This window comes from Brachybacterium equifaecis, from assembly GCF_023509525.1.
Taxonomy (GTDB): domain Bacteria; phylum Actinomycetota; class Actinomycetes; order Actinomycetales; family Dermabacteraceae; genus Brachybacterium; species Brachybacterium equifaecis.
Genome location: NZ_JAKNCJ010000003.1, coordinates 26367 through 50339, shown reverse-complemented (window position 1 = coordinate 50339; position 23973 = coordinate 26367). Strand labels below are relative to the sequence as shown.

General features: G+C 69.8%; 26 protein-coding genes. 24 read left to right on the top strand and 2 right to left on the bottom strand.

The window, feature by feature from the left end; all coding sequences use genetic code 11:
- Positions 1-52: 52 nt before the first annotated feature.
- The 24 genes from Bequi_RS08095 (at position 53) to Bequi_RS07980 (ending at position 22990) form a co-directional block, all read left to right on the top strand.
- The gene (locus Bequi_RS08095) at positions 53-1708 is read left to right on the top strand and encodes an ABC-F family ATP-binding cassette domain-containing protein (RefSeq protein WP_007926546.1); all 1656 of its coding nucleotides are present in this window, start codon (positions 53-55) and stop codon (positions 1706-1708) included.
- Complete coding sequence (locus Bequi_RS08090) at positions 1705-2973, top strand: MFS transporter (protein ID WP_007926545.1); 1269 nt, start codon at positions 1705-1707, stop codon at positions 2971-2973. Before Bequi_RS08095 ends, Bequi_RS08090 begins: the two co-directional genes overlap by 4 nt.
- A gap of 24 nt (positions 2974-2997) precedes the next feature.
- Positions 2998-3933, top strand: a complete 936-nt coding sequence (locus Bequi_RS08085) for a helix-turn-helix transcriptional regulator (RefSeq protein WP_249737439.1) — start codon at positions 2998-3000, stop codon at positions 3931-3933.
- 223 nt (positions 3934-4156) lie between these two features.
- Positions 4157-5242 (top strand): ImmA/IrrE family metallo-endopeptidase, encoded by a 1086-nt coding sequence (locus Bequi_RS08080; RefSeq protein WP_007926543.1) that lies wholly within the window; start codon positions 4157-4159, stop codon positions 5240-5242.
- The gene (locus Bequi_RS08075; protein WP_007926541.1) at positions 5242-6174 is read left to right on the top strand and encodes a bifunctional DNA primase/polymerase; all 933 of its coding nucleotides are present in this window, start codon (positions 5242-5244) and stop codon (positions 6172-6174) included. The genes Bequi_RS08080 and Bequi_RS08075 overlap by 1 nt, the downstream gene beginning before the upstream one ends.
- Positions 6175-6200: 26 nt before the next feature.
- Positions 6201-6899 (top strand): helix-turn-helix domain-containing protein, encoded by a 699-nt coding sequence (locus Bequi_RS08070; RefSeq protein ID WP_007926539.1) that lies wholly within the window; start codon positions 6201-6203, stop codon positions 6897-6899.
- Complete coding sequence (locus Bequi_RS08065; RefSeq protein ID WP_007926537.1) at positions 6896-7306, top strand: hypothetical protein; 411 nt, start codon at positions 6896-6898, stop codon at positions 7304-7306. The genes Bequi_RS08070 and Bequi_RS08065 overlap by 4 nt, the downstream gene beginning before the upstream one ends.
- A gap of 94 nt (positions 7307-7400) precedes the next feature.
- Positions 7401-8315 carry a hypothetical protein gene (locus tag Bequi_RS08060; protein WP_007926536.1) on the top strand — a complete coding sequence of 305 codons (915 nt, stop codon included), beginning with the start codon at positions 7401-7403 and terminating at the stop codon, positions 8313-8315.
- A complete protein-coding gene (locus Bequi_RS08055) occupies positions 8312-9322 on the top strand; it encodes a ParB N-terminal domain-containing protein (protein ID WP_249737438.1) in 1011 nt (336 codons plus the stop codon). Before Bequi_RS08060 ends, Bequi_RS08055 begins: the two co-directional genes overlap by 4 nt.
- 46 nt (positions 9323-9368) lie before the next feature.
- A complete protein-coding gene (locus Bequi_RS08050; protein ID WP_007926532.1) occupies positions 9369-10058 on the top strand; it encodes a hypothetical protein in 690 nt (229 codons plus the stop codon).
- Positions 10059-10073: 15 nt separating this feature from the next.
- A complete protein-coding gene (locus tag Bequi_RS08045; protein WP_165583642.1) occupies positions 10074-11729 on the top strand; it encodes a VldE C-terminal domain-containing protein in 1656 nt (551 codons plus the stop codon).
- Complete coding sequence (locus Bequi_RS08040) at positions 11729-11995, top strand: DUF6112 family protein (RefSeq protein WP_007926523.1); 267 nt, start codon at positions 11729-11731, stop codon at positions 11993-11995. The genes Bequi_RS08045 and Bequi_RS08040 overlap by 1 nt, the downstream gene beginning before the upstream one ends.
- Positions 11996-12085: 90 nt before the next feature.
- Positions 12086-12355, top strand: a complete 270-nt coding sequence (locus Bequi_RS08035; RefSeq protein WP_007926521.1) for a DUF6112 family protein — start codon at positions 12086-12088, stop codon at positions 12353-12355.
- Positions 12356-12385: 30 nt separating this feature from the next.
- Positions 12386-13771 (top strand): TrbL/VirB6 family protein, encoded by a 1386-nt coding sequence (locus Bequi_RS08030; RefSeq protein WP_128277085.1) that lies wholly within the window; start codon positions 12386-12388, stop codon positions 13769-13771.
- A gap of 6 nt (positions 13772-13777) precedes the next feature.
- Complete coding sequence (locus tag Bequi_RS08025) at positions 13778-15247, top strand: SCO6880 family protein (RefSeq protein WP_040881164.1); 1470 nt, start codon at positions 13778-13780, stop codon at positions 15245-15247.
- Positions 15248-15298: 51 nt separating this feature from the next.
- Positions 15299-16090, top strand: a complete 792-nt coding sequence (locus tag Bequi_RS08020; RefSeq protein WP_007927131.1) for a hypothetical protein — start codon at positions 15299-15301, stop codon at positions 16088-16090.
- Entirely contained in the window at positions 16084-17589 is a 1506-nt protein-coding gene (locus Bequi_RS08015; protein WP_430623104.1) for an ATP-binding protein, read from the top strand. Before Bequi_RS08020 ends, Bequi_RS08015 begins: the two co-directional genes overlap by 7 nt.
- 71 nt (positions 17590-17660) lie before the next feature.
- Positions 17661-18038 carry a helix-turn-helix transcriptional regulator gene (locus Bequi_RS08010; RefSeq protein ID WP_128277084.1) on the top strand — a complete coding sequence of 126 codons (378 nt, stop codon included), beginning with the start codon at positions 17661-17663 and terminating at the stop codon, positions 18036-18038.
- A 42-nt stretch (positions 18039-18080) separates the two neighbouring features.
- A complete protein-coding gene (locus Bequi_RS08005) occupies positions 18081-18527 on the top strand; it encodes a DUF6841 family protein (protein ID WP_007927125.1) in 447 nt (148 codons plus the stop codon).
- Positions 18528-18656: 129 nt separating this feature from the next.
- Positions 18657-19121 (top strand): hypothetical protein, encoded by a 465-nt coding sequence (locus Bequi_RS08000; protein WP_347271983.1) that lies wholly within the window; start codon positions 18657-18659, stop codon positions 19119-19121.
- The gene (locus tag Bequi_RS07995) at positions 19118-20896 is read left to right on the top strand and encodes a TraM recognition domain-containing protein (RefSeq protein WP_249737436.1); all 1779 of its coding nucleotides are present in this window, start codon (positions 19118-19120) and stop codon (positions 20894-20896) included. Before Bequi_RS08000 ends, Bequi_RS07995 begins: the two co-directional genes overlap by 4 nt.
- 87 nt (positions 20897-20983) lie before the next feature.
- Positions 20984-21568, top strand: a complete 585-nt coding sequence (locus Bequi_RS07990) for a hypothetical protein (protein WP_007927118.1) — start codon at positions 20984-20986, stop codon at positions 21566-21568.
- Entirely contained in the window at positions 21565-21777 is a 213-nt protein-coding gene (locus tag Bequi_RS07985) for a helix-turn-helix transcriptional regulator (protein WP_007927110.1), read from the top strand. Before Bequi_RS07990 ends, Bequi_RS07985 begins: the two co-directional genes overlap by 4 nt.
- The gene (locus Bequi_RS07980) at positions 21761-22990 is read left to right on the top strand and encodes a tyrosine-type recombinase/integrase (RefSeq protein ID WP_249737435.1); all 1230 of its coding nucleotides are present in this window, start codon (positions 21761-21763) and stop codon (positions 22988-22990) included. Before Bequi_RS07985 ends, Bequi_RS07980 begins: the two co-directional genes overlap by 17 nt.
- Before the next feature lie 73 nt (positions 22991-23063).
- Here the strand turns inward: Bequi_RS07980 and Bequi_RS07975 are convergent, their stop codons facing one another.
- The gene (locus Bequi_RS07975) at positions 23064-23456 is read right to left on the bottom strand and encodes a VOC family protein (RefSeq protein ID WP_007927100.1); all 393 of its coding nucleotides are present in this window, start codon (positions 23454-23456) and stop codon (positions 23064-23066) included.
- 3 nt (positions 23457-23459) lie between these two features.
- Entirely contained in the window at positions 23460-23738 is a 279-nt protein-coding gene (locus tag Bequi_RS07970; protein ID WP_007927099.1) for an ArsR/SmtB family transcription factor, read from the bottom strand.
- Between the last annotated feature and the right edge of the window lie 235 nt (positions 23739-23973).

Sequence of the window (23973 nt, the reverse complement as noted above, 5' to 3'; positions counted from 1 at the left end):
CGTACCTATCTGCCTGTCTGTGGCTGGTGGTGCGTCGTCTCGAAGGACTTCAATGCTTACCCCGACGAACCGTCATCCGGCGCGCCATCGCGCGCAACTCATCACTTCCGACGTGTCTTTGATGCGCGGAGCCACACCCGTTCTCCATCATGTAGACCTCACCCTCACTTCCTCATCGCGTGTCGCGATCGTGGGAGAGAACGGGCGAGGGAAATCGACCCTCCTGCAGGTTCTCGCTGGCGTCCTGGTCCCGGACAGCGGAACAGTCCAGCGCATCGGCACGATCGCTGTGGCCGAGCAAGAGATGACCGCCGCTGACAGTCGAACTGTTGGGCAGGCGGTCGCAGAGGCGATCGCCGAACCACTGGCCGCGTTGGCGGCGCTCGACGCGGCCGCTCTCGCTCTCGCGGACAACAAGGACCGGACGGAGGAGCAGTACGCGGCCGCGTTGGAACATGCCGAAGCGCTCGATGCGTGGGATGCCGAACGGCGCGTGCAGATCGCGCTCGAAGCACTCGACGCGGAGACGGACTCGACCAGGCTTCTCACAGACCTCTCGGTGGGACAGCGTTATCGGGTACGGCTGGCGTGCCTCCTGGGCGCCGATCACGACTTCCTCCTGCTTGATGAGCCCACCAACCACCTCGACCGAAGCGGGCTCGAGTTCCTGACCGCGCAGCTCCGAGCGCGGAGCGGGGGTGTTGTCGTCGTCAGCCACGATCGCGCGCTGCTGTCCGACATCGCGGAGACCATCGTCGACCTGGACCCGACGCCGGACGATCGGCCGCGCGTGTACGGGAACGGCTATGCCGGCTACCGGGAGGGACGTCTGGCCGAGCGGGAACGCTGGGAACAGGACTATGACCGCCAGCAGGCCGAGCATGCTCGGCTACAGGACAGTCTCAGCGCAGCGCAGAACCGACTCGTCTCGGGGTGGAGACCAGAGAAGGGCACCAACAAGCATGGGCGCGCCACCCGGGCCGGCGGGCTTGTGCAGAACGTTCACCGACGCCAGGAAGCACTCGAAGCCCACGCCGTCACCGTGCCGGAACCGCCTCAGCTCTTCCGGTTCCCCGAACTCCCCACACGAACTGGCGCGGTTCTCCTCAGCGTCGATCACGTCAGCGTCGCCGGGCGGTTGAGCCAGCCAGTGTCGTTCTCACTCTCCCACCGCGGCCGTCTCGTTGTGACCGGCCCGAACGGTGCCGGCAAGTCCACACTGCTGGGCGTGGTCGGTGGTGAGCTATCGCCGGACACCGGAGCGGTTCGGATGCCTCGGAGCACGCGCCTCGGCTTTCTCCATCAGGAGACGACCCTGCCGCCTGATCGGAGAGCGAGCGAGGTGTACGCCACGCACGTCGGCGCGCTCGTGTCCGAAGGCACCTTGCGGGAATCGGATGCGATCGGCCTCTCTCAGCTTGGTCTCCTTCGCCCGCGCGAGGCGGGCAAACGAGTGGGCGAGCTCTCGATGGGGCAGCAGCGCCGGCTCGATCTGGCACTCGTGCTCGCGATGCGCCCGCATGTGCTCCTCCTGGACGAACCCACCAACCACCTTTCAATCGCGCTCGTTGACGAACTCACCGACGCGCTCGGAGCGACTGCAGCGGCGGTCGTCCTGTCAACGCACGACCGGCAGCTGCTCCGTGACGTTTACGAATGGCCGAGCCTCGAACTGACTTCGATGATCGAAGGCGAGGCGCTGGTATGAGCGAGAAGAACCTCAACCGGATACGTGCCCTGCGGCCACTGGCTTCGCGGGACTATCGGCTCCTGTTCGCCGCAGTCGGCATCGAGGTCTTCGGCACCGGGATGTGGACCATCGTGATGGTCTTCCAAGTCCTCGCGCTCGATGACAGCCCGCTCGCGCTCTCAGCGGTCGCGACAGGGATGAGCTTGGGCTTGTTCGCCTTCTCGATCCTGGGTGGCGTTGTCGCCGATCGGTTCTCCAAACGCCGCATCATCATCACCGTGCAGGGATGCACCGCGGCCGTGATGACCGTGGTGGCAGTGCTGTCCCTCACCGGGACGATCGAACTGTGGCACGTCGGCGTCGCCTCCTTCGCGATGGGCGCAGGAAGCGCGTTCTTCTACCCCGCCTACAGCGCGTATCTGCCCCAGGTGCTTCCGCCTGAGCAGCTCCTCGCCGCGAACGGGCTCGAAGGCGCTCTCCGACCCTCAATGGGGCAGGGTCTGGGTCCCGCCCTCGGCGGAATCTTCGTCGGCATGTTCTTTCCCGCCATCGGGGCCGTGATCGTCGCAGCGTCGTACGCGATCGCGTTCATCCTCACTCTGTTCCTCAGTCGGCGCGACGAACTGATCACGGTCACTTCTCCGGAGCAGCGCACGAGCGTGTGGGGCGACCTTCGAGCAGGCGTGAACTATGTGGCTCGCACTCGCTGGTTGCTCTGGACTCTGATCTTCGGCTCCTCTCTCGCCCTCATCATCCAGGGACCGATCGAAGTGCTGCTGCCGTTCATCACCCGCGACAGGTTCGAGGACGCCGAATCGACGTTCGGTTTCCTCCTTGCCGCATTCGGCATCGGCGGGGCGATCGGCTCACTCGTTGTGTCATCTCTGAAACTGCCGCGCCGCTACCTCACATTCATGATCGCCTGCTGGGGCGGCGGAACCCTCCCCCTTGCGGTCATCGGCGTCGCCGACAACCTGATTCTGATGCTCTCAGCACTGTTCATCGTCGGCGCGGCGACCGGAGCCGGTGTCGTCATCTGGGGAACCCTGCTGCAACGTCTGGTGCCGCTCGACATGATCGGCCGAGTCGCGAGCCTCGACTTCTTCGTCTCGATCGCCTTCATGCCGGTCTCGATCGCCATCGCAGGCCCGCTCTCACTGCTCGTGCCTATCCCCGTGATCTTCATCATCGCCGGCATCGCGCCACCCGCCCTTGCGCTGATCGCTCTGCTGGCGGGACGGATGCGCGAAAGCGAGATGGAACGCTCACTGGACGAACGCTGAGACGCGACTGTCCGGGTCAAGAACATGTTGGGATTCGAGGCAGACGAACAAGGCCTGCGCTCACCCATCACGGCATTGACCCGTACCGAGCATCGTCCGATCGGTCCGGTGGCATATGACTGCATCAAGATTGTCATCGTCCGCTCTGGGTCCGCGGTGCTGTTCAGTGAGTTCGGACAGCGACCCGTCTGTATTGGCGATGTTGTCGTGCTCGGCGCGAACGTCCTGTGCGGGAGTGAGCCAGAAGGCCACGTCACGACGACCACCGTCTTCGCGAACACCGATTACCTGGTGGACCAGGTGTTCTGGCAGTACGTCGGCTTTCTGCAAGATCGACTTGAAGCACAGGACTTCTTTGCGACGACTTATGCCGAGCCAGCCCAGGTTCTCCGACTTGGTGAGGACCGGGCGGGGATGTTGATGCCGTGGCTGGGCGAGCTGGTCGCGCTGAGTGTTGAGGATCGCCCGGTCGCGAACTTTCATCGGGTGCAGGCGTTGTGGTTCTCGATCGCTCACGTCCTGACTCCGTTCGTCACGACGACACCGGTGCGCGAGTCCTCCACGCAGCGCGCGACGACGTGGCCTGCTCCGCCCAGGCGACGGGGATTCGCGCCGTTGCGGGCCGAGGCGCGGAGGGTCGCCGAGCTGCTGCGGTCGGACCCGGTGCGTCGGTGGTCGGTGACGGACCTGGCGCGCGAGGTGCATCTGTCGAAGTCGCAGCTTGGTCGTGTGTTCGTGGAGGCGTACGGGAAGTCGCCGATCGCGTATCTGACGATGTTGCGGGCGGAGCGGATGGCGGGTCTTCTACGCACGACGGACACGCCGATCGCGGTGGTTGCTCGTGAGGTGGGGTGGAGTGATCCTGATTTCGCGGCGCGTCAGTTCCGTCGTAGCGTCGGTGTGACGCCGAGCCGCTACCGGGCGATCGCCCGCTCGCGTGCCACCCCGTCGTCCGGGTGAAACGCGCATCGAGCCGGGTCATATCCGCAGGATCGCGGGCCGCGGCCCCACGGCTTTCGGGGGTTCCGGTAGTCCGGTAGGGACTCGTCGGGTTCATCGCGGAGCCTGGCGGTCGCCAGTCTCGTTTCCGTCGTCCGCCTTGTCTTCCTGATCCGCCCGGCGTACCTCGTGGTCGCAACGGCTGCTCCCACTCGGGGCGGCCACGGCGGAGGGAGGTCCTGCGATGGCGATGAGGAGCGAGACGCGGGAAGCGAAGCTCGAAGCTCTCGAAGAACGCATCGTGCGCTCGGTCGAGGAGCTGGTCTCAGGTGAGGACTGGCGGCGGGCGATGGAGTTCGCCGCGCGGTTCCGATCGCGCTCATTCAACAACACGCTGCTGATCTGGGCTCAGCACCTGGAAGCCTACGAGCAGGGCCGGGTGCCATCCCCGACGCCGACATGGGTGGCCGGGTTCCAGGACTGGAAGAAGATGGGCCGCTGGGCCGAGGCCGGCGGCGGCTATGAGATTCGCGCCCCGGTCCGAGTGCGTTTCGCCACGGCCACGCCGAAGGACCCGGCCTCGTGGCGACGCCTGACGAAGGGCGAGAAGCCGCGCCCGGGTGAGGTCGTGCAACGGCGGATCGTCAGCGTCGTCCCCGCTCATGTGTGGGATGTGTCCCGGACCCACGGTGCCGACCTGCCGGAACTGCCAAGCCCGAAGCTGCTGAGAGGCGAGGCGCCCGCCGGGCTGTGGGAGGGGCTGGCCGGGCAGGTCGAGTCGCTGGGATTCGAGGTGCTGCGGATACCCGACGCCGACGCGATCCGCGGCGCGAACGGCATGACCGACTACGAGACCCGCCAGGTCCTGGTGCGGACCGACATGGATCCGGCCGCGCAGGTGAAGACCCTCGCGCACGAACTGGGCCATGTGCGTCTGCATGGGCCGAACCAGCAGGACGCGCGCCAGCATCGCGGGATCGGTGAGGTCGAGGCCGAGTCGGTGGCGCTGATGATCGCCGCAGCGCATGGCATGGACACCAGCGACTACACGATCCCCTACGTCGCTGGGTGGGCCGCGAACGTCGACGGCACGGACCCGGTGCAGGTCATCCGCGACACCGGCGAGAAGGTCCGCCGCACCGCGACCGAGGTCCTGGGCCAGCTCGACACGATCCAGCTCGGCAACGGCAACCCGACCTCACTGCGACTCGACCGACCCGAAGTCGAACAGTCTGGACCTGCGCGGGCGCCGGAGGCGGGACCGGGGGCCGAGCCGTTGCCGGTGCGTGAGCCGCGGACGGTGCAGGCGGTGCCGGAGCGGGGGCTGTGATGGTCGCCCCCTCGGCGTTCGCCGCCGTGTTCGACCGGCTCGACGGTCTGCCGTTGCCGGTTGCAGCACGCGAGCTGGCACGGGCCGGGGTGGCCGTGTTCCCGTGCGTGCCGGGCGAGAAGACCCCGATCGTCGCGTCCGGTTTCCGGCGCGCGACAACCGACCCGCACCAGGTCGCGCAGTGGTGGCGGTGGCAGCCGAGCGCGAACATCGGCATCCCGACCGGCGCCGTCTCGGGTCTGGTCGTGATCGACGTGGACGTGCACGGCGTCGACGGGTACGCGGCATATGCGCGGGCGGCTCGCGCGGGTCTGATCCCGGCGCCGCTGGCGACGGTGACCACGCCCACCGGGGGTCGGCATGCCTACTTCCCGGCCGTCCCGGCCCGGGTGCAGCGGTCGTGGGCGGTCGGCAAGGCCGGCGTGGATTGCCGCGGGGACGGAGGCTACGTCATCGCGCCCCCCTCGACGCTGCGACTGGAGGCTACTTCGGTCTCGTACCGGGTCGAGCAAGTGGCCGCCGGTGCGGTCGCGCCGGTGGATGCGGTGCGGCTACGTGACTTCCTCGATCCGCCACCGCCACGTCGCCCGGGGCGGGAAGGCGGGCAGGCGTCGGGGCGGGAGAACGCGGACCGGCTGGCGGCGTGGCTGTCCCGGCAGATCAAGGGCGATCGGAACTACAAGCTGTTCTGGGCCGCGTGCCGCCTGGCTGAGGGGAACGTGCCGGTCTCCGATGCCCTGGATGCGCTGGTGCGTGCCGAGCAGCCCGACTTCGCCGAGCGGGAGATCACCCGCACCGTCTACAGCGCCTACCGCAGCGTCAACGCGGGAGCCGCCCGCCGAGAACGCTCCGCCTCAGCGAGCACGCCGGCGGGTGGGTTCGCTCGACGCGACCCCGGGTCGTGGGCGGGCGCGGTGAGGGGCCTGGGATGAACAGGGTGCGGGGGCGGAGCTGGGCCGTGGTCACTTCCGTTGCTGGGACGGTGTTCATCGCCACCGGAGCGTTCTGGCTGTCCTTCACCGCGCTGGCTGACCTGGCCCGCCGCTCCGGGATAGGGGCGGGGCAAGCGTGGGCGTGGCCGCTGATCGTCGATGGCGTGATCGTGGTGTCCACGGTCGCCGTGGTCGCGCTCGCCGGTGAGAAGGCGGCCTGGTATCCGTGGACGCTGCTGATCGGCGGCGCGGCGGTGTCGGTGACGGCGAACTCCCTGCATGCGGTCGTCGCCGCGGACGCCGACGTGCCAGGCCCGCTCGCGGCTGCAGTCGCCGCGGTGCCGCCCGTGGTGCTGCTGGCGATCACCCATCTGACCGTCGTTCTGACCCGCGCTGCCGCCCGTCCCGCCGAACCGCCAGAGACAGCGGGTGAGGTGCCGCCCGCCACGGTCACCGTGGCAGGCATCGAGCCCGAACGACCCGCACCCCCGCCTGCCACGCCCGGCCCCTTCGAGGCGGGTGAGGACGCTGGTTCGGATCGTCGGGCGCAGGCGGCGCAGCTACGGGAGCGGGAGTGGTCGAACAAGGCCATCGCCCGACACCTGGGGGTGCATCCCTCGACAGTCGGCCGGTGGCTGCCCCGCCCCGAGCGTCCCGACGCTCACCACAGCCATGAGGCCGGCCCGCCCGGGTCCGAGCCCATAAGGGAAGGAGTCACGCCATGAGTGACCAGGACCAGACGAACCCGGCCGAGCAGTACCGACGGCATCGCGTGCCGGACGACGCCCCACGAACACCGACCGCGCCGACCGAGGATGCGGAGGCGACGAGGACGCCGGACGCGATCAGGGACGCCGCATCCCGCCGGGCCGCGAAGGAGAAGCTGGCGCAGGTACGGGGCCGGGGCGTGGACTGGGTGCGCCCGACCGACCTGTTCGCCCGCGCCGGCGGGGCGCTGTCGCGCGGCGGCATCGACCTCGCCGCCGCGGGGAGCCGCCGTCTGCGCGCCCCGATCGAGAAGGGCGCGCAGAGGGCGAGCGAACGTGCCCGGCATCTGCCGCCGGTGTCGGCGTTCGGGCGTCGCGGCGGCACCGACCGAGCCCAGGTCCGCTCCGGGGTCGGGATGCGGTAGCCGGGAGCGGTGATCAGTGGTGGACGCCTGGCTGGCGGAGGTCAGACCCGCAGGGACCTGCGGGCGCACCTGCCCGCCAGGAGGTGCCCCAACCATGACCGACGACACCAAGACCACCGGCACGACGAACAGCGGCGAACGGGCGGAGGATTACCGCAGCAGCGAGGGGCTGCGCGCGCTGCTGCACCGGCTCCACGCCGCGGGTCGTGGCGCGTGGGAGCAGGACCCCGTGGCGGGTGAGCTGATGGCGTTCGCGGCCGAGAAGTACGCGGCCCTGGCGCACAAGCACCGGCTCGACCCGTGGGAGGCCGCGTCAGCGGCGTTCGACGTGATGCGCAGCAAGGCCGCCCGCACCGCCGATGACCCGTGGGCGGTGGTCACTCACGCGGTGCGGATCACCTGCATCGCCGAGGAACGCGGCCAAGGGCTGCTGTGCTCGACCCACCAGGCGCGCCGGCCCCGCTACTCGGTGTTCCACGACCCCGAACGGCTCTCCGACCGGGAGAACCCGCTGGACGACTACCACCCCGCCTTCCAGATCACCGACCCGCACGACACCACCGGGCACGGCGAGGAACACGGTGACGAGGCAGGGCGGGACGGGTCGGAACCGACGTCGGCGACCGCGGCGGTCGAGGATGCGATCACGCTGCTGGTGCTGCTGGGCTGGCCTGCGGGGACCGCGCGGGCGGCGGTGGAGCATGTCTGCGGGACGCTGACCCGGGTCGGGAACCGGCACACCGCCTACGAGACGCTGCGGCGTGACAAGCACGCCCGCGCGTTGCTCGACATGCCGGGCCGGACCTGGGCGGTGCTGCTGCGTGCGCTGCTGGGCAGCCCCGCGGCGGAACTCGCGACGACCGGCGCCGGACGGGGCATCCTGCTGCGGCTGCTGATCGGTGAGACGCTCCCGGTGCTTTTGCGCGACGACGACCTCGTGCTCACCCTGTCGCTGGCGGCACCCGGCACGAACGCGCGCGGCACCGACACGTCGCGAGGTGCCAGATGAGTACCCCGGACGGGCGGATCGAGCTGGAGCGGACGGTGGACTCCATCACCGTCGGTCGCCGGCACCGCACCGACCTGGGCGACCTCGACGCTCTGGCGGCGTCGATCGAGCGGGAGGGCCTGTTGCAGCCGCCGACGATCACCCCGGACGGGACGCTGGTGTGCGGGGCGCGGCGGCTCGCGGCGATCAAGCAGCTCGGGCACCGCCGCGTCAGCGTGTGGGTGCGCTCGGGCATCTCGGACCGGCTCGGTCATCTGCTCGCTGAACAGGACGACAACCAGCTCCACAAGTCCCTCACCCCGATCGAGGCGGCCGGGCTGTACCGGGAGATCAAGGAACTCATCGCCGAGGACGCCGCCCGCAGGAAGGCGGCCACCCAGTTCCAGGACGGCCACGAGCCCGGGAAGCATGGTCCCGCCGATTCGGCGGGACCACCAGCCCCCGGCCCGCTCGGCGATGCCCGCGCGCAAGCAGCGCGGATGGTGACCGGCTCGTTGTCCTACACGCGGCTGGAGCAGATCGGGTTCCTGCAACGCCTGACCGACGACCCTTCCGTCTCTGAGGCGCTGCGCGGCCAGGCCCGCGACGGGCTGGCGCGGATCGAGGCCGGCGCGCCGGTCAACCCGATCCTCCAGCGTCTCCGGGACGCACACTCCGACACCGGCGCTGAGCGGGACCGGCGGCTGCACGAGCTGGCCGACGAAGCACTCGCCCGCGTCCATACCACCCGGCGCGGCAAGGCTCCGAAACGGGCCGTATCCGAGGCGCGACCCGCTGACGGGGACGCGGGTCCGGCACGGTTCTCGGTGCGCGCGTTCGTGCTGACCTGGGGCGGGCTGGACGCGTGGTGGACGCACTACGACGTGGACGAACTGGCGACGGACCTGACCGACGAGCAGATCGAGGTGTTCTTCGCCGCCGTCGAAGGCACGATGGCCTTCGCTGACCGGCTCCGCACCGCCCGCACCACGACCCAGCCCGACCAGCCGCTGCTACGCGCACTCTGAACTACTCCGGGTCCCGGTGTGTCACGGGCGGGCGCACCTGGCGGGTATGAAGACGAATCTCGCATCCTGGTCCCGTGGCCGGCTGATCGCCGTGATCGCCGCCGGGCTCGCCCTGCTGCTCCTCGTCGGTGTCGGCGTCTACGGGCTCCTCACCGGCCCACGACCACCCCGTGACGGCGCACCCGCACCGGCGCCGACCGTCACCGCGCTCGACGAGACCGGCCCGGCGGCGCCGGGGCCACCGCGAGTGTTGCCCTCGCACGACCCGGATCAGTTCGCCCGCAACGTCGCGGAAGCGCTGTTCGGGTGGGACACCGGCTCCGGGCTGATGCCGCTGGACTACTCCGCCGGAATCTTGGAGGTCGGCGACCCCTCCGGCACCGAGCAGGCCGGACTCGGCTCGGACATCGCCGCCTACCTGCCCTCCCGTGAGACGTGGATCGAGCTGCGCCAGTACGCCACCACCCAGCGCCTGGTCATCGACCGCTCGTTCGTACCGGAGGCATGGGATCAGGCGGTCGAGCAAGCCCAGCCCGGCCAGCTCGCGCCTGGTGCCACCGCGGTCACGATCGAGGGCACCCGCCACCGCGCGGGCGTCTGGAACGGCGAACCGGTCACGGCTGAGCAGTCGGTGTCGTTCACGGTGTTCCTGGCCTGCCCGCCGCCGGCGCCGCAGTTCCGCACCGGCCTGTGTCATCTGCTGCGCCTGTCCCAGCTCGACAACCCGCTCCGATAGCCACCGGGTCCTGCCGTGTTGAAGAAGCTCACCGCCGCCATCCTCGCGCTGCTGCTGCTCGGCCCCATGCTGGGGCTGGTCGGCATCGGCGTGCTGATGAATCCCGCCGCCGCGAACTGCGCGACTCCCGGCGGATCGGTGACCGTCGGGACGGTCCCGGAGTCGCTGACGGTCACGACCGCGAACGGTGAGACGTTCACCCTGAACCGGCAGCAGCTCACGCACGCGGCCACCATCATCACGATCGGCGGCGGGATCGAGGGCGTCGGCCGGCCCGGCATCACGATCGCGCTGATGGCCGCGCTGGCCGAGAGCACGCTGCGGCAGTTGGCGAACACCGGCGCCTACCCCGACAGCGGGAACTACCCCAACGACGGCAACGGCTCGGATCACGACTCGCTCGGCCTGTTCCAGATGCGACCGCAATCCGGGTGGGGCACCGTCGCGGAGCTGATGGACCCGAACTACCAGGCGCGGGCGTTCTTCGGCGGACCGGACGGCCCGAACTACCCGAGCCCGCGGGGGCTGCTGGACATCCCGGGCTGGCAGCAGATGGACCCCGGCGAAGCCGCCCAAGCCGTCGAAGTCAGCGCCTACCCGGACCGCTACCGCAACTACCAGCCAGTCGCCGACGCGATCCTTGATGCCCTCACCGGCGCCGCCAGCGACGGAACCGACGCATCCGGCTCGGCCGGTCCGGCGAGGTCCGCGGTCGCGGCGGGTCCGGTGGCACAGTCCGCGCGGGTGGTGTTCCCGCTGCCGGAGGGAACCTGGGTGCTCACCAGCGAGTTCGGGCCACGAGTCCACCCGATCACCGGAGAGTCGTCGTTCCACACCGGCACCGACCTCGCCGCCCCCGACGGCACCCCGATCCTCGCCGCCGCGGACGGCACCGTGACCGTCGCGGAGTTCTCCGGCGGCTACGGCGGGCTGATCGTCATCGAGCATCAGATCGACGGCCAGACGGTGGCGACCGCCTACGCCCACATGTGGGAATCCGGCCTCCACGCCTCAGCCGGTGACCGGGTGGTCGCCGGGCAGCACATCGGCGATGTCGGCAGCTCCGGCAACTCCACCGGACCGCATCTGCACTTCGAGGTCCGCCCCGGCGGCACCCACGGCGAGGCCGTCGACGCCGCCGCGTGGCTCAACGCGCACAACGCCGCCGACCTGCCCGAAGCCGCCGTCGGCACCCCCGCCGGCTGCGACACCCCCGGCGGCACCGCGGGCGAACCCGCCCCGGTCGACGGCGACCCCGACCGGCTAGTGGACGACCCCACCAGCGACGGGCAGATCACCGCCCGGATGGCGCACCTCGTGGCCCAAGCCCGCGCAGGGTTCCCCGACACCGGCTGGGCCTGCTACTCGCCCCGGCCCGGCACCACCTCCGAGCACCCGCTGGGACGCGCCTGCGACATCACCTTCGGCAACCGCATCGGGACCTATCCCACACCCGCGCAACTCGAGGACGGATGGCGGGTGACGAACTGGATGAAAGACCACGCCGAGACCCTGGGCGTGGAGTACCTGATCTGGCAGGGCCGCATCTGGTCGGTCGCCCGCGATGGGGAAGGCTGGCGCGACTACGACGGCGGCGGAAGCCACGACCCCGGTGACGTGACCGGCGGACACTTCGACCACCTCCACGTCACCGTCAAGGCCGGTGCGTGATGGACGTGTTCCCCGACTTCGACGGCCTGGCCGGGATCGGTGACCTGGAACAGGTGATCGGTGCGCTGCTCACGATCGTGCTCGTCGTCGCGGTGCTGATGATCGTCGTCTCGGCGATCTGCTGGGCGCTGGGCGCGTCGCACGGCAACCACTCGCTGGCCTCCAAGGGCCGGGTCGGGGTGCTCGTCGGGGCCGGTGCCGCCGTGCTCGCCGGTGCTGGGGTGGCGTGGGTGAACTGGCTGATCGTCCTCGGCCGCCAGCTCTGACCCCCGCGCGCAGGCAGACGCGGCCCTCAGGGGGCAACTGGCTCACCTCGCCGCTGAACCAGCCATCCGCTCAGCGAGGGAGTAACCGCCGTGATCGACATCGACCCCAACAGCTCCGGCCTGCCCGGCATCGAACAGCTCCGCGCCATCGTCGGCGCCGTGATGACGGTCGGCCTCATCCTGTCCGTCCTGGCGCTGATCGTGTCCGCGATCGTGTGGGCCTACGGCGCCAACAGCTCCAACCCGCACCTGTCCGGGCGAGGGAAGCTCGGCGTGCTGATCTCCTGCGGCGCCGCGGTGATCTGCGGCGCCGCAGTGACGCTCGTCAACTTCTTCTGGGACGTCGGCCAGGCCGTCTGAGGCCGGCCCCGACACGACAGGAGATTCACGATGGGTGTCTGCGATGTGCCGGTCATCTCGTCGGTGTGCGATGTGGCCGGGGAAGCTGCCGCGACGGTCGTGGCTGCCCCGTTCGACTGGCTCGCCCAGGCGATGGGCGGCGCGGCCGGCTGGCTGATCGAGGCGATGTGGGCGGTGTTCGACACGACCACCCTGGTCGACGTCCAAACCGATGGGTTCACCAACGTCTACAACCTGATCTTCGGCATCGGCGTGTTCCTGGTGCTGATCTTCTTCTGCCTGCAACTCATCACCGGGCTCATCAAGCGCGACCCGACCGCACTGTCTCGTGCCGCGCTCGGAGCGGCGAAGTCGGTGCTCGGCGCGTTCGTCGTGGTCACGCTGACCGCGCTCGCGCTGGAGATCGTGGACCAGCTCTGCATCGGCATCATCCAGGCATCCGGGGAGACCACCGAGACGATGGGCGACAAGATCATCCTGCTCGCCGCCGGACTGACCGGCATCAACATCGCCGCTCCCGGTGTCGGCGCGATCGTCACGATCTTCCTGGCCGGGCTGATGATCGCCGCGGTCTTCATCGTCTGGTTCTCGCTGCTGATCCGCAAGGCGCTGCTGCTGGTCGGGGTCGTGCTCGCGCCGATCGCGTTCGCCGGCGCCTCGTGGGATGCCACCAAGGGGTGGATCGGCAAGTGGGCCGCGTTCGTGATCGCTCTGATCGTGTCCAAGCTCGTGCTCGTGGTGATCTTCCTGCTGGCGATCACCCAGATCGCCACCCCCATCGAGGCGGACATCACCGCGGTCACCGAGCCGATCACCGGGATCGTGCTGATGGGAATCGCGGCCTTCGCCCCGTACATGGCCTACCGGTTCGTGTCGTTCATCGGCTTCGACCTCTACCAGCAGATGGGCACCGAGCAGGAAGCCAAGAACGCCCTCAACCGTCCCCTCCCGCTGCCCTCCAAGACCCCCGGCGGCGGCGAGCCGAAGAAGGTTCTCGATGACCCCCAGGGCGGCGACCCGGGAGGCGGAAAGGTGTCCGGCGGCGGACCAGGCGGCAGCCCGTCGCCGCGCACCCCGGCACCGGCCGCCGCCAGCGGCACCGGCAGCGCTGGCACCGCTGGTGCCGGCACCAGCGCAGGGTCCGGTGCGGCGGCAGGAGCGGGGGGCGGTGCTGCGGCGGCGGGTCCGGCCGCGGCGGTCGTCGTCGGAGCGCAGGTCGTCAAGGGCGCGGCCGAATCCGGCCCGAAGGCAGGCAAGGCAGTCGCCGGACAGGCCGAGACCGCCGCCAGCGGCGCCGAAGGCCAAGCCGGTAGCGGCCAGACCGCGCCGTCCAAGACACCGCCCCCGCCGTCCGCACCCCAGCCGCGCACCCCGGCACCGTCCCAGCCAGCGCCGCCGCAAACCGGAAAGGAGTGACCGGCCATGCCCGCCACGACAGATCAGAAAGCGCCGGGCAGTGAGCTGACGCCGGTGAAGTTCTCCCGCCTCACGCGCCGGGGTGTGCTGCTGGGGCTCTCGATCTCACAGCTCATCACCCTCGGCATCGGCGGCCTGAGCGTGCTGGCGGCGTTCTACGGCGGGGCCGGGATGCTGCTGGCCTACACCGCCCCGATCTGGGTGCTCGCCGCGGTGCTGACCTGGGTGCCCGTCGCCGGGCGGCCGATGGTCGAATGGCTCCCCGTCGCCTGCTGGTGGCTGTGGCGCTCCACCGGCGGGCAACTGCTGTACCGGCGGCGGATCGTCACCCCGCGCCCGGCCGGGAACCTCGCCCTGCCCGGCGACATGGCCCGGCTGCGCGAGCATCTGGACCCCGAGACCGGGGCCTGCATGATCCACGACCCCCGCCAGTCCACCCTCACCGTGGTCTGCGAAGTCACCCATCCCGCGTTCGTGCTGCTCGACCCCGGCGAGCAGGAACGCCGGGTCACCTCCTGGGGACGGGTGCTCGCCACGATCTGCCGGTCCGGGCGGATCGCGACCCTGCAGGTCCTGGAGCGGACGCTGCCGGACTCCGGGACCGGACTGGCCGAATGGTGGGCCGAGCACGGCACCGCCGACGACTCCTGGGCCGCGACCACCTACGCCGAGCTGATCGAACGGGCCGGTCCCGCCGGGGAACGGCACGCCACCACGATCAGCCTCTCCCTGGACATGAAGACCGCGGCCCGGCAGATCAGGACCGCCGGCGGCGGCATCCGGGGCGCCGCCGCGGTCCTGCGCCAAGAGATGGCGACCCTAACCGCCGCGCTGCGGTCGGCGGACCTGACCCCGGTCGGGTGGCTCGGCCCCGGCCAGGTCGCGGTGATCCTGCGCTCGGCCTACGACCCGGCCGTCGCCGCCGCACTGGAACGGCACGGGAAGCTCGGGCAAGACCTCGCCACCGCCGGCCCGGTCGCGGTCACCGAGACCTGGGGCAGCCTGCGCACCGACTCGGCCTGGCACACCGTCCTCTGGGTCGCCGAATGGCCCCGGAGCATGGTCTACCCGGGCTTCCTCGCCCCTGTGCTGCTGTCCACCGGCATCCAACGCTCGGTCTCGCTGCTCTACACGCCGATGCGTTCGGATCAGGCCGCCCGCGACATCCGCAAGAAGAAGGTCGAACACCTCTCCGATGCGGCCCAGCGGGCACGGATGGGACAGATCGAGGACGCCGCCCAGACCGCCGAGTACCACGACGTGCTCCAACAGGAAGCCGACCTCACCGCCGGACACGGCGTGCTCCGCGTCTCCGGCCTCATCAGCATCACGGCACCCACCCTCGACGACCTGGAAGCCGCGATCGCCGCGATCGAGCAGTCCGCGATCCAAGCCTCCTGCGAGACCCGCCGGCTCGTCGGCCAGCAAGCCGCAGCCTTCACCGCGGCGGCGCTCCCGCTGTGCCGGATCGTGTGACCGCTGGCCTACCTGGCAGGCGTCGAGACCCTGCACAGATGGAGGCCAGTGATGCCCACGTTCGCCGATCCCGGCCGCGACGCCGCCGAGGCGTCCGAAGCGTTGCGCGGGCTCGCGCACGCCACCCGCAGCTTCGCCGACCCGGCCGACATGTACGCGGTGATCGGTGACCTGCTGGGCGGGGTGCGCTCGCTCCGGCAAGTCCTGGACCAGCTCGCCACCGCCCACCTGAACCAGCAGCATCAGCTGGCCGACGAAGCACGCGACCCGGCCGGCGGTGCGGTCGAGGCGGTGTCGGCGGCCGACGAGCTGCACCGGGCCGGCACGCTCATCGACCGGGCCCACGACCGGCTCAACGCCGCGATGAGTCATTCCGGCCGGATCGTCTGGAACCCACCGACGCAACTCGTTGAACAGTGGGTGGGGGTCGTGTTCCTGCAAGGCGAGGACGCCGACCGGGTTCTCGACCTCATCGACCGTGACGGCGTCGAGGCGGGGATCGAGCATCTGTCCGGCTGGGACTACGGCGACGAGACCACCGACGCCGCCTTGGAGAACGGCGATGTTCACGACCACGGCCCTGTCTGTGCCGGGGATCGGCCGGCCGAGACTGGCGACTATGCGATGACCTACAACCCGCAGGCCGGGCACGTTGCCCTCTACCGGCGGCACCTGATCCCCGCCGACCACGCGACAGACCCGCCCGACGACACCCCCGTCCCACCCTCGGACCGCGAGACCGGGCGCGATACGGCGAGACGGCGCAGCGGAGTCCGGGACGGAAGCTGGTTCGAGCATCCCGGCGTCGCCGCCGTCAAGCAGGCCCGGGGGCTCTCGTGGTGAGCCGGGACGAGAAGCTGCACACCGCCGTCCTCGTCGCACCGGCCTCCGAACGACGGCGGCTGCGAAAGCAGCGGCGACAAGCAGCCGCCCGGCTCGTCGCCGAGCAGCGGCAGGCGGAGAAGGCCACGGCCCGCGCGAAGCTGGAGGCTGAGCGTGCCGAACGGCGAGCCACGGTCTACCTGTCCTCGGCCGGCGAGCCAGGGCCAGCCGCGCTCCGTACTCCGGGGAGGTTCCGGCTGCCTCGGCATCAGGACACCAGCGCCGTCTTCGCCGGCCACTACCCGTTCTTGGCCGAAGCTGGTCTCGGGCCGCAGGGGATGTTCATCGGGCAGGATCTCTACTCCGGGTCGTCGTTCGTCTACGACCCGTGGGTGCTGTACCGGCGGGGCATTATCACCGCCCCGAACCTGATCCTGGCCGGGATCGTCGGCTCCGGGAAGTCCTCGCTCGCCAAGAGCCTCTACACGCGCAGCCTGCCGTTCGGCTACCGCGTCTACGTTCCCGGCGACCCCAAAGGCGAGCACACCGGTGTCGCCGAAGCGGTCGGAGGGAAGGCGATCATCCTCGGGCACGGGATGGGCAACAGGCTCAACCCGCTCGATGAGGGCTACCGTCCCGGTGGCCTCTCGGACCGGGAGTGGGCGACCACGCTGGCTGCGCGGCGCCGGGACCTACTGGGCGCGCTCACCGAGACCGTCCTTGCTCGACCGCTCGCGCCGTTGGAACACACCGCGATCGATACCGCCCTGGCCGGCGCGGTGCGCGACACCGAGGTGCCGATTCTGCCGATGGTGGTCGACCGGCTGCTGCGCCCAGACCCGGCCGACGATCCAGACGGCCGACTTGCTGAGGATGGCCGTCAAGTCGGGCACGCGCTGCGGCGGCTCGTCGCTGGTGACCTGGCCGGGCTGTTCGACGGCCCGTCGACGGTGAGGTTCGACCCGACGCTGCCGATGGTCAGCCTGGACCTGTCCCGCGTCACCGAGAACTCCACCTTGATCTCGGTGCTGATGACGTGCTCGTCGGCGTGGATGGAAGCCGCCCTCCTCGATCCGAACGGCGGCCGACGCTGGGTCATCTACGACGAGGCGTGGCGGCTGATGTCGCATCCGGCGCTGCTGCGCCGGATGGACGCGCACTGGCGGCTCGCCCGCCACTACGGCCTGGCGAACCTGCTCGTGTTCCACAAGCTCACCGACCTGGAGAACGTCGGTGACCTCGGCTCAGCGAACCGTGCTCTGGCGAACTCGCTGCTGGCGAACGCGGAGACCCGGATCGTCTACCGGCAAGAGACCGACCAGCTCGGCCCCACCGCCACCGCGCTCGGGCTCACCGGCACCGAGCAACGTCTCCTGCCGGGACTGGGCACCGGGCAAGGGCTCTGGCGCATCAAGGACCGCAGCTTCGTCGTCCAGCACCAACTCCACCCCGCCGAACTGGCCGCGTTCGATACCACTGCCCGCATGAATGGCGATCCATCGCATGCTCTTGAGCCGTGAACGGGACGCCAGGCCTTGGCGGATCGAAGCTGTTCCGGGCATCACCGTCGCTCAGGTGCGAGTCTGGTCGTATGGACCCCTCCATCCGCCTGCACCAGCTCCTTCCCCTGGTCGAGCGGCAGCACGCCGTCATCGAGCAACTACGCGCACGGCATCCGAAGCTCACCACTGCGAACCAGCTCGCCGACCTGGTTGGGATCAGCGCGCGGACCATCGAGCGAGATATCGCCAGGCTCCGACAAGCCGGCATTCCGGTTGAAGTCGTCAGGGGTTCACGAGGCGGTTACCGAGTCGCCGCTCGGGAACAAGCGTGCCAGGTCTCCCTCACGCCCGGCGAGGTGTCCGCCCTGCTGGCGGCACTGGTCGCCATCGGCCCCTACAGTTCCTCAAGCGCACGAAGCGTTTTCGAGAAGCTCACCACCGCACTCTCGCCTGAGACGGTGGCGTAAAACCGTCACAGCCTTGTCGGCATTAGCTCGTATCGTCGAAGTATGAGCATCAGCCACGAACAGATCGACGACTACCTCACCCGCTACGCCGCCACCATGACCGACCTCGACGCCGAGTCCGCGGCCGACCTCTGGACGACGCCAGGCCTGATCGCAGACGACCGGTTCTCCGGGGTCCTCGAATCGCGAGAGGCGATGGTGCAGGGCTTGAAGCAGTCCTACCCGCTCTACCAGAAGCTCGGCCTCCACTCCGTGGGATACGAACTCTTGGATCAGAACCACCTCACCGGCCTACTCGTGCTGATACGAGTGCGGTGGGAGTTCTTCGACGCCGCCGGTGAGTTGCTCACAGACAGCACCGCCTACTACCTGCTTCGCAGCGAGGAAGCAGGCCTCCGCGCGACCGTCTGTGTGCAGACTGACGATGCCGAGAAACTCCAAGCTCTCGCTACATCACGCGGCATCGAGCTGACGCCGCCCAGCGAGTAAGCCGCGCGCGGGCCGAAACGTCAGCATCTCGCGGCTGCCGGTCTGGGCGGGACGAAGGTATCGCTGGTTCACCTCGCCGCTATGAGGAGAGTCGAGCCCGAACCGGTCCCGGTGTCTATTCCGTTCGTCGTGCTCGACGTGCGCGAGGACGGCACCGTGGCCGTCACCGTCGACGGGATACGGCTGGACCCCGAGCCGTTCGCGCCGCCGTGGCGGCGTTCCTCATTCGGGCAGATCATCGACCGTGCCACGGATGACCGGACGACACCGGCGCGGGTCGAGGTCCGCGAGGCAGACGGGACGACCTTCACCGACATCATCGCGGCTCAACGTCGCCGAGCACCCGACCCGACGCCTGACCCCGAGAAGCCAGCCTCGCGGCCGGTATTCCAAACCGTTGAAGGCGACGGGTTCGTTCCCGGCGAGGACATCGCGGTCGCCGTCGTCACCGGGCACACCGACGCGTCCGGTACCGGTACGGCCCGTGCCCTGATCGACCCCGGCCGGCTCGGGTCGGATGCTGCGGGCGGGGTTGTGGAGGTGGTGCTGGTCGGCCGTATCTCCGGCGCCACGATCGTCCGGCGGCTGCCATGAACAGTCAGGGTCGGCAGACCGGCTCGTTCGGTGATGAGCTGACCAACGCGGCCATGATCGGACTGGTCGGCCTGTTGGGCATCGCCTTGGTGCTCCGCGGCGCCGGGTCCGTCGCGGCATTCGTCACCGGCACGAGCCAGCCCGCCGGTGGTCCTGCGTCCGGGATCGGTGTGCTGTTCGATCCGGGCGATCCCGCTGGCGCCCTGGACGCGCCCGGCATGAGCCCGGTCGTCTACTGGCTCGTCACGAGCCTCCTGCTCGCCGTGCTCATCACCGGCGGCGTGTGGGTCTGGTCGCGGCTGCGCCGTCACACGCACCGAGTCGAGCAAGACCCGCGCCGGATGGCGGGCATTGCCACGAGGCATGAGGTCGCTGCCGCCGCGTCCGAGAAGGCGCTGCTGCGTCGCGCCGGGAACCTCCGCCCCGGGCTGGATAATCCACGCCCGCAAGATGTCGGCTACCGGCTCGGCGCCTCTAAGGGCACCGGGGTGTGGGCGTCGGTGGAGGACTCGATCATGGTCATCGGCCCGCCCCGCTCCGGGAAGGGCCTGCACCTGGTGATCCCCGCGATCCTCGACGCCCCCGGTGCCGTCGTGGTGACCTCGACCCGGCCGGACAACCTGACCGCGACCCTGCGCGCCCGCAGCCGGGTCGGGCCGGTCGCGATCTTCGACCCGCAACACCTCGCCGAAGGCTTGCCCGCGGGGATGCGGTGGTCACCGATCCGGGGCTGTGAGTCCCCGCAGACCGCGATGATCCGCGCCACCGGGCTCGCCGCCGGAACCGGCCTCTCATCCGGCGGCGTCGACGGCGGCGGGTTCTGGGAGGGCAAGACCCGCGCCGCACTGCAAGCGCTCCTGCACGCCGCCGCGATCGACCACCGCCCACCGGCCGAGCTGTTCCGCTGGACCCTCGACCCGACCGCAGCCGCCGACGCGGTGGCGATCCTGACCGGCTCGACCCGCGCGGCGACCGGATGGGCCGAGTCGCTGGAAGCGATGATCGACTCCGACCCCCGCACCCGCGACTCCATCTGGCAAGGCGTGTCCCTCGCCCTCGGATCGCTCGCCGACCCCCGAGTGCTCGACGCCGTCTCACCCGGCCCCGGTGAAGGATTCGACCCCGAGCACTTCATCCAGAACCGCGGCACCCTGTTTCTCCTGGCCACCGGGTCCGGTGCGGGAGCCAGCGCCGCACTGGTCGCGGCGCTGGTGGAAGACCTCATCGAGACTGCCCGCCGTCTCGCCGCGCGCTCACCCGGTGCGCGGCTCGATCCGCCGATGCTGCTGGCGCTGGATGAGATCGCCAACCTCTCGCCCCTGCCGTCGCTGCCGACGCTGATGGCCGAAGGCGGCGGGTCGGGCATCACGACGATGCCGGTGCTCCAGTCCCTCGCGCAGGCGCGGGACAAGTGGAACGAGCACCAGGCCGGCGCGATCTGGGACGCGTCGATCGTCAAGGTCATCCTCGGCGGCGCTTCCAACAGTCGCGATCTGCAAGACCTCAGCGCCCTGGTCGGGGAACGCGACGAGTACACCGACTCCGTGACGCTGGGTGACCACGGCACCCGCTCCAACCAGCGCTCCGTCCGGCGGGTGCCGATCTTCCCGCCCGACCGCATCCGCCGGCTACCGTTCGGCACCGGGATCGTGCTGCTGCGCTCCGCGCCCCCGATCGTCACCGACCTGCACCCGTGGCCAAAGCGCCCCGACACCACCCAGCTCACCGCCGATCGTGCGCAGATAGAGGCCCTGCTGCGCCGCTCTGACACCTGAGCACACGCCAGTCGCCTCCGCGCCCACCTGCCTGCCATAGAAAGCCCCGGCATGACCGGGGACCGCGAGAGCAGACAGGAGCACACCATGTCCGACGATCCCCGCGACGATGACGCCACCACGGGCGACCTGCCCGGCCCGGAGCTGGACGGCGACGAGGGCTTCGAGGACCCGCTGATCGCGGAGCCGCCGCACCCGATCAACTGGAACCTGCTGAACGCCGACGATGCCGAGGTCGAGTGGCTGGAGCTGAACCGGTGGGTGGACTGGCTGCGGCACACCTACGGTCTGCCCGCCGCGGTGATCCCGCCCGCCTGGTACGCCCACTCTGAGCTGCTGTGGGAGCTGTCCGCGCTGCACCTGCACTGGCTGTGCGCCTACGACCCCGAGCAGAACGGCTCCGCGCCACTGGGCTGGCACCGCGACTTCGCCGACGCCCGCCAGCGGCTGCGCGAATGGGTCGCTGCGTCCGGCACGAAGCTCGACCACGACCGGCCCACCAGGCAGACCGTCTGGCCCGGTGAGGAACCCGCCGACCCGATCCAGGACCTGCCGATCATCGACCGCGACGCCGAGTTCGTGGAGTTCGTCATGGCCGACGTCCAGGCTCGCCGCGACGCCGAGGAAGCGTTCTACCGCACCCTCGACCCCGACACCGGAGAACTGTCATGAGCGACGAAGGGACGCTCGTGGTGTCGCCGCTCATGCACAGCCGCGAGGTCGCGGCGTACTTGAAGGTCTCGGAGTCCACCCTGTCGCGGTGGCGGTCGGCGGGCACGGGGCCGCCGTTCCTGCGCCTGGGCGGGATCGCCCGGTATCGGCTCGACGCCGTGGATCGCTGGCTGGCGGAGCTGGAACACGACCATGCCCCGGAGAGCTGAGCCGCAGCCGACCGCTGAGCCCAAGCCGGTCCCGCCGATTGGTGTGAAGGTCTCCACGGACATGGAGCGCCGCTCCTACGGCATCCGCGCCCGCGCCCGGTGGACGGACCCGACCACCAAGCGCCGGGTGATCCGCTCGGAGATCGTGCGGGACGAAGCGGCCGCGCACGCGTTCTTCGACCAGCTCCGCAACTCCTCGACCAAGGGCATGGACGTGTCCATGACGCTGCTGGAGTTCGTCACCTCCATCGGCGACCGGTGGGCGCGGGGCCTGGACCCGACCTCCACCGGCGAGACCTACGGGTACGGGCTGAAGCTGCGGGTGCTGCCCGCGCTCGGGCATCTGCCGGTCACCCAAATCACCGCGGGGATCATCGACCGCACCATTGATGAGTGGGAACAGCGTCACGGCGCCTCAACTATCAAGAACACTATCGCCCCGCTCGTGCGGGTGCTCGATGAAGCCGTGCGGGACGGGCTGATCCAGATCAACCCCGCGAAGAACCGTGCCAAGCGGAGCCTGAATCGCAACGCCTTCCGCGGCCAGTCCGCCGAACACGCCTCCCCGCGGGCGCACGCGATCCCGGACATGAAGACCCTCAACCGCCTCGCGCGCGCATGCGGGAAGGTGCATCAGTCCTACAGCGACTTCGTGATGCTCGCCGCGCTGCTCGCGGCCCGGTCCTCGGAGGTGTCTGGGTTGCAGGTCGGGGATGTCGACTTCGACAAGAACCTCGTGGTGATCCGCCGGCAGGTGTTCCCCGGCAAGGGTGGCCTGGTCACGAAGCCGACCAAGAGCCGCAAAGAGCGACGCGTGCCGATCCTCGAACCGCTCCGGCCCGTGCTCGAACGCTTCACCGACGGCAAGGAGCCCGCGGACTCGTTGCTGGTCGGTCCGAAGGGCGGCTACCTCACCACTGCGACCGTCCGCGACGCCACGAACTGGGACGGCGTCGTGGCGAAGCTCGGGCTGCCTGACCTCACCCGGCACGGCCTGCGCCACACCGGGGCGACCTGGATGGCCGACGCCGGCATCCCTCTGCACGTCCTCCAAGACATCCTCGGGCACGCCTCGCTGGAGACCACCCGCGGCTACCTGCACCCCGACGACCGCCACCTCGCCTCCGCCGCTGAGCAGGCCAACGCCTTCCTCTCTGCCGCGGGGCAGCGTCGCCATGCGCGCCAGAGTCAGCCGCCCAAGCGCGGCATCTAGCTCCGCGATCGGGCTGGACTCGGGGCAAACCGATGCAGGCGGCAATGCTGGACGTGAACGACGGTGGCCTGTGTTATGCCGGGCTTGTGAGCTGGATGAGGTTTCCGCAGGTGTCGTCCAATACGGCGGTGACGACAGGCCCCATCGGTGTCGGTTCTTGCGTGAATCGGACGCCGCCAGCAACAAGCTGCGCATAGGTCGCGGCCACATCGTCAACGGCGAAGGAGGCTGCCGGGATGCCGTCGGCGACGAGTGCGGCTGTATAGGCGTTGGCCGCAGGGTGCTGATTGGGCTCCAGCAGCAGCTCGGGGCCGTCGGGTGCGTCAGGTCCGACCACGGTCAGCCAGCGGAACTCGCCCAGTGGCACGTCGTTCTTGGGGACGAAGCCGAGCTTGTCGGTGTAGAAGGCGAGTGCCTTGGCCTGGTCGTCAACGAAGACGCTCGTGACGTTGATTCGGATGCTCATGAGTCATTCCTTCGGTTCGGTGAGCCAGCGTTCGGTGATCTCCCGCAGCGGCTCGGTGTGCAGGGAGAGGAGTTTCGTCCGCCCAGAACGTTGCGAGCTGACAAGTCCCGCTTCTTCCAAGACGGTCAGATGCTGGGAGATCGCCTGCCTGGACGACGCAATGCCATGCCGCATCGCCAGCCGGCCGCACAACTCGAACAAGCTCTGCCCATCGCGCTCGGAGAGCTCATCGAGGATGAGGCGCCTGGTCGGATCGGCGAGTGCTTGGTAGATGTCTCCCACGCCTCCACAGTAGGCAAGTGGCTACTTGCATATCAAGCCTCGGTTCACGCGAGCCGCTCTCGCCCGCGTCCGAGAGAAGCGGGGACTACCGAGTCCTCACGTCCATCCGATAACAGCCGGGCAGGGGGGCGAATGAGGCCGGGAATCGTTCTGGTCCCCTTTTGGTCCCCTTATCCACAGGGAAGGGGTCTCGGAGGGCCCATCTATCCACAGGCAGCCCGAGCGTGCGCGGGTC

Excerpts from the sequence above, each read along its gene's own strand:
- Bequi_RS08095 (WP_007926546.1), top strand. The coding sequence starts at position 53 with ATGCTTACCCCGACGAACCGTCATCCGGCGCGCCATCGCGCGCAACTC.
- Bequi_RS08090 (WP_007926545.1), top strand. The coding sequence starts at position 1,705 with ATGAGCGAGAAGAACCTCAACCGGATACGTGCCCTGCGGCCACTGGCT.
- Bequi_RS08085 (WP_249737439.1), top strand. The coding sequence starts at position 2,998 with ATGTTGGGATTCGAGGCAGACGAACAAGGCCTGCGCTCACCCATCACG.
- Bequi_RS08080 (WP_007926543.1), top strand. The coding sequence starts at position 4,157 with ATGGCGATGAGGAGCGAGACGCGGGAAGCGAAGCTCGAAGCTCTCGAA.
- Bequi_RS08075 (WP_007926541.1), top strand. The coding sequence starts at position 5,242 with ATGGTCGCCCCCTCGGCGTTCGCCGCCGTGTTCGACCGGCTCGACGGT.
- Bequi_RS08065 (WP_007926537.1), top strand. The coding sequence starts at position 6,896 with ATGAGTGACCAGGACCAGACGAACCCGGCCGAGCAGTACCGACGGCAT.
- Bequi_RS08060 (WP_007926536.1), top strand. The coding sequence starts at position 7,401 with ATGACCGACGACACCAAGACCACCGGCACGACGAACAGCGGCGAACGG.
- Bequi_RS08055 (WP_249737438.1), top strand. The coding sequence starts at position 8,312 with ATGAGTACCCCGGACGGGCGGATCGAGCTGGAGCGGACGGTGGACTCC.
- Bequi_RS08050 (WP_007926532.1), top strand. The coding sequence starts at position 9,369 with ATGAAGACGAATCTCGCATCCTGGTCCCGTGGCCGGCTGATCGCCGTG.
- Bequi_RS08040 (WP_007926523.1), top strand. The coding sequence starts at position 11,729 with ATGGACGTGTTCCCCGACTTCGACGGCCTGGCCGGGATCGGTGACCTG.
- Bequi_RS08030 (WP_128277085.1), top strand. The coding sequence starts at position 12,386 with ATGGGTGTCTGCGATGTGCCGGTCATCTCGTCGGTGTGCGATGTGGCC.
- Bequi_RS08025 (WP_040881164.1), top strand. The coding sequence starts at position 13,778 with ATGCCCGCCACGACAGATCAGAAAGCGCCGGGCAGTGAGCTGACGCCG.
- Bequi_RS08020 (WP_007927131.1), top strand. The coding sequence starts at position 15,299 with ATGCCCACGTTCGCCGATCCCGGCCGCGACGCCGCCGAGGCGTCCGAA.
- Bequi_RS08010 (WP_128277084.1), top strand. The coding sequence starts at position 17,661 with ATGGACCCCTCCATCCGCCTGCACCAGCTCCTTCCCCTGGTCGAGCGG.
- Bequi_RS08005 (WP_007927125.1), top strand. The coding sequence starts at position 18,081 with ATGAGCATCAGCCACGAACAGATCGACGACTACCTCACCCGCTACGCC.
- Bequi_RS07995 (WP_249737436.1), top strand. The coding sequence starts at position 19,118 with ATGAACAGTCAGGGTCGGCAGACCGGCTCGTTCGGTGATGAGCTGACC.
- Bequi_RS07990 (WP_007927118.1), top strand. The coding sequence starts at position 20,984 with ATGTCCGACGATCCCCGCGACGATGACGCCACCACGGGCGACCTGCCC.
- Bequi_RS07985 (WP_007927110.1), top strand. The coding sequence starts at position 21,565 with ATGAGCGACGAAGGGACGCTCGTGGTGTCGCCGCTCATGCACAGCCGC.
- Bequi_RS07980 (WP_249737435.1), top strand. The coding sequence starts at position 21,761 with ATGCCCCGGAGAGCTGAGCCGCAGCCGACCGCTGAGCCCAAGCCGGTC.
- Bequi_RS07975 (WP_007927100.1), bottom strand. The coding sequence starts at position 23,456 with ATGAGCATCCGAATCAACGTCACGAGCGTCTTCGTTGACGACCAGGCC.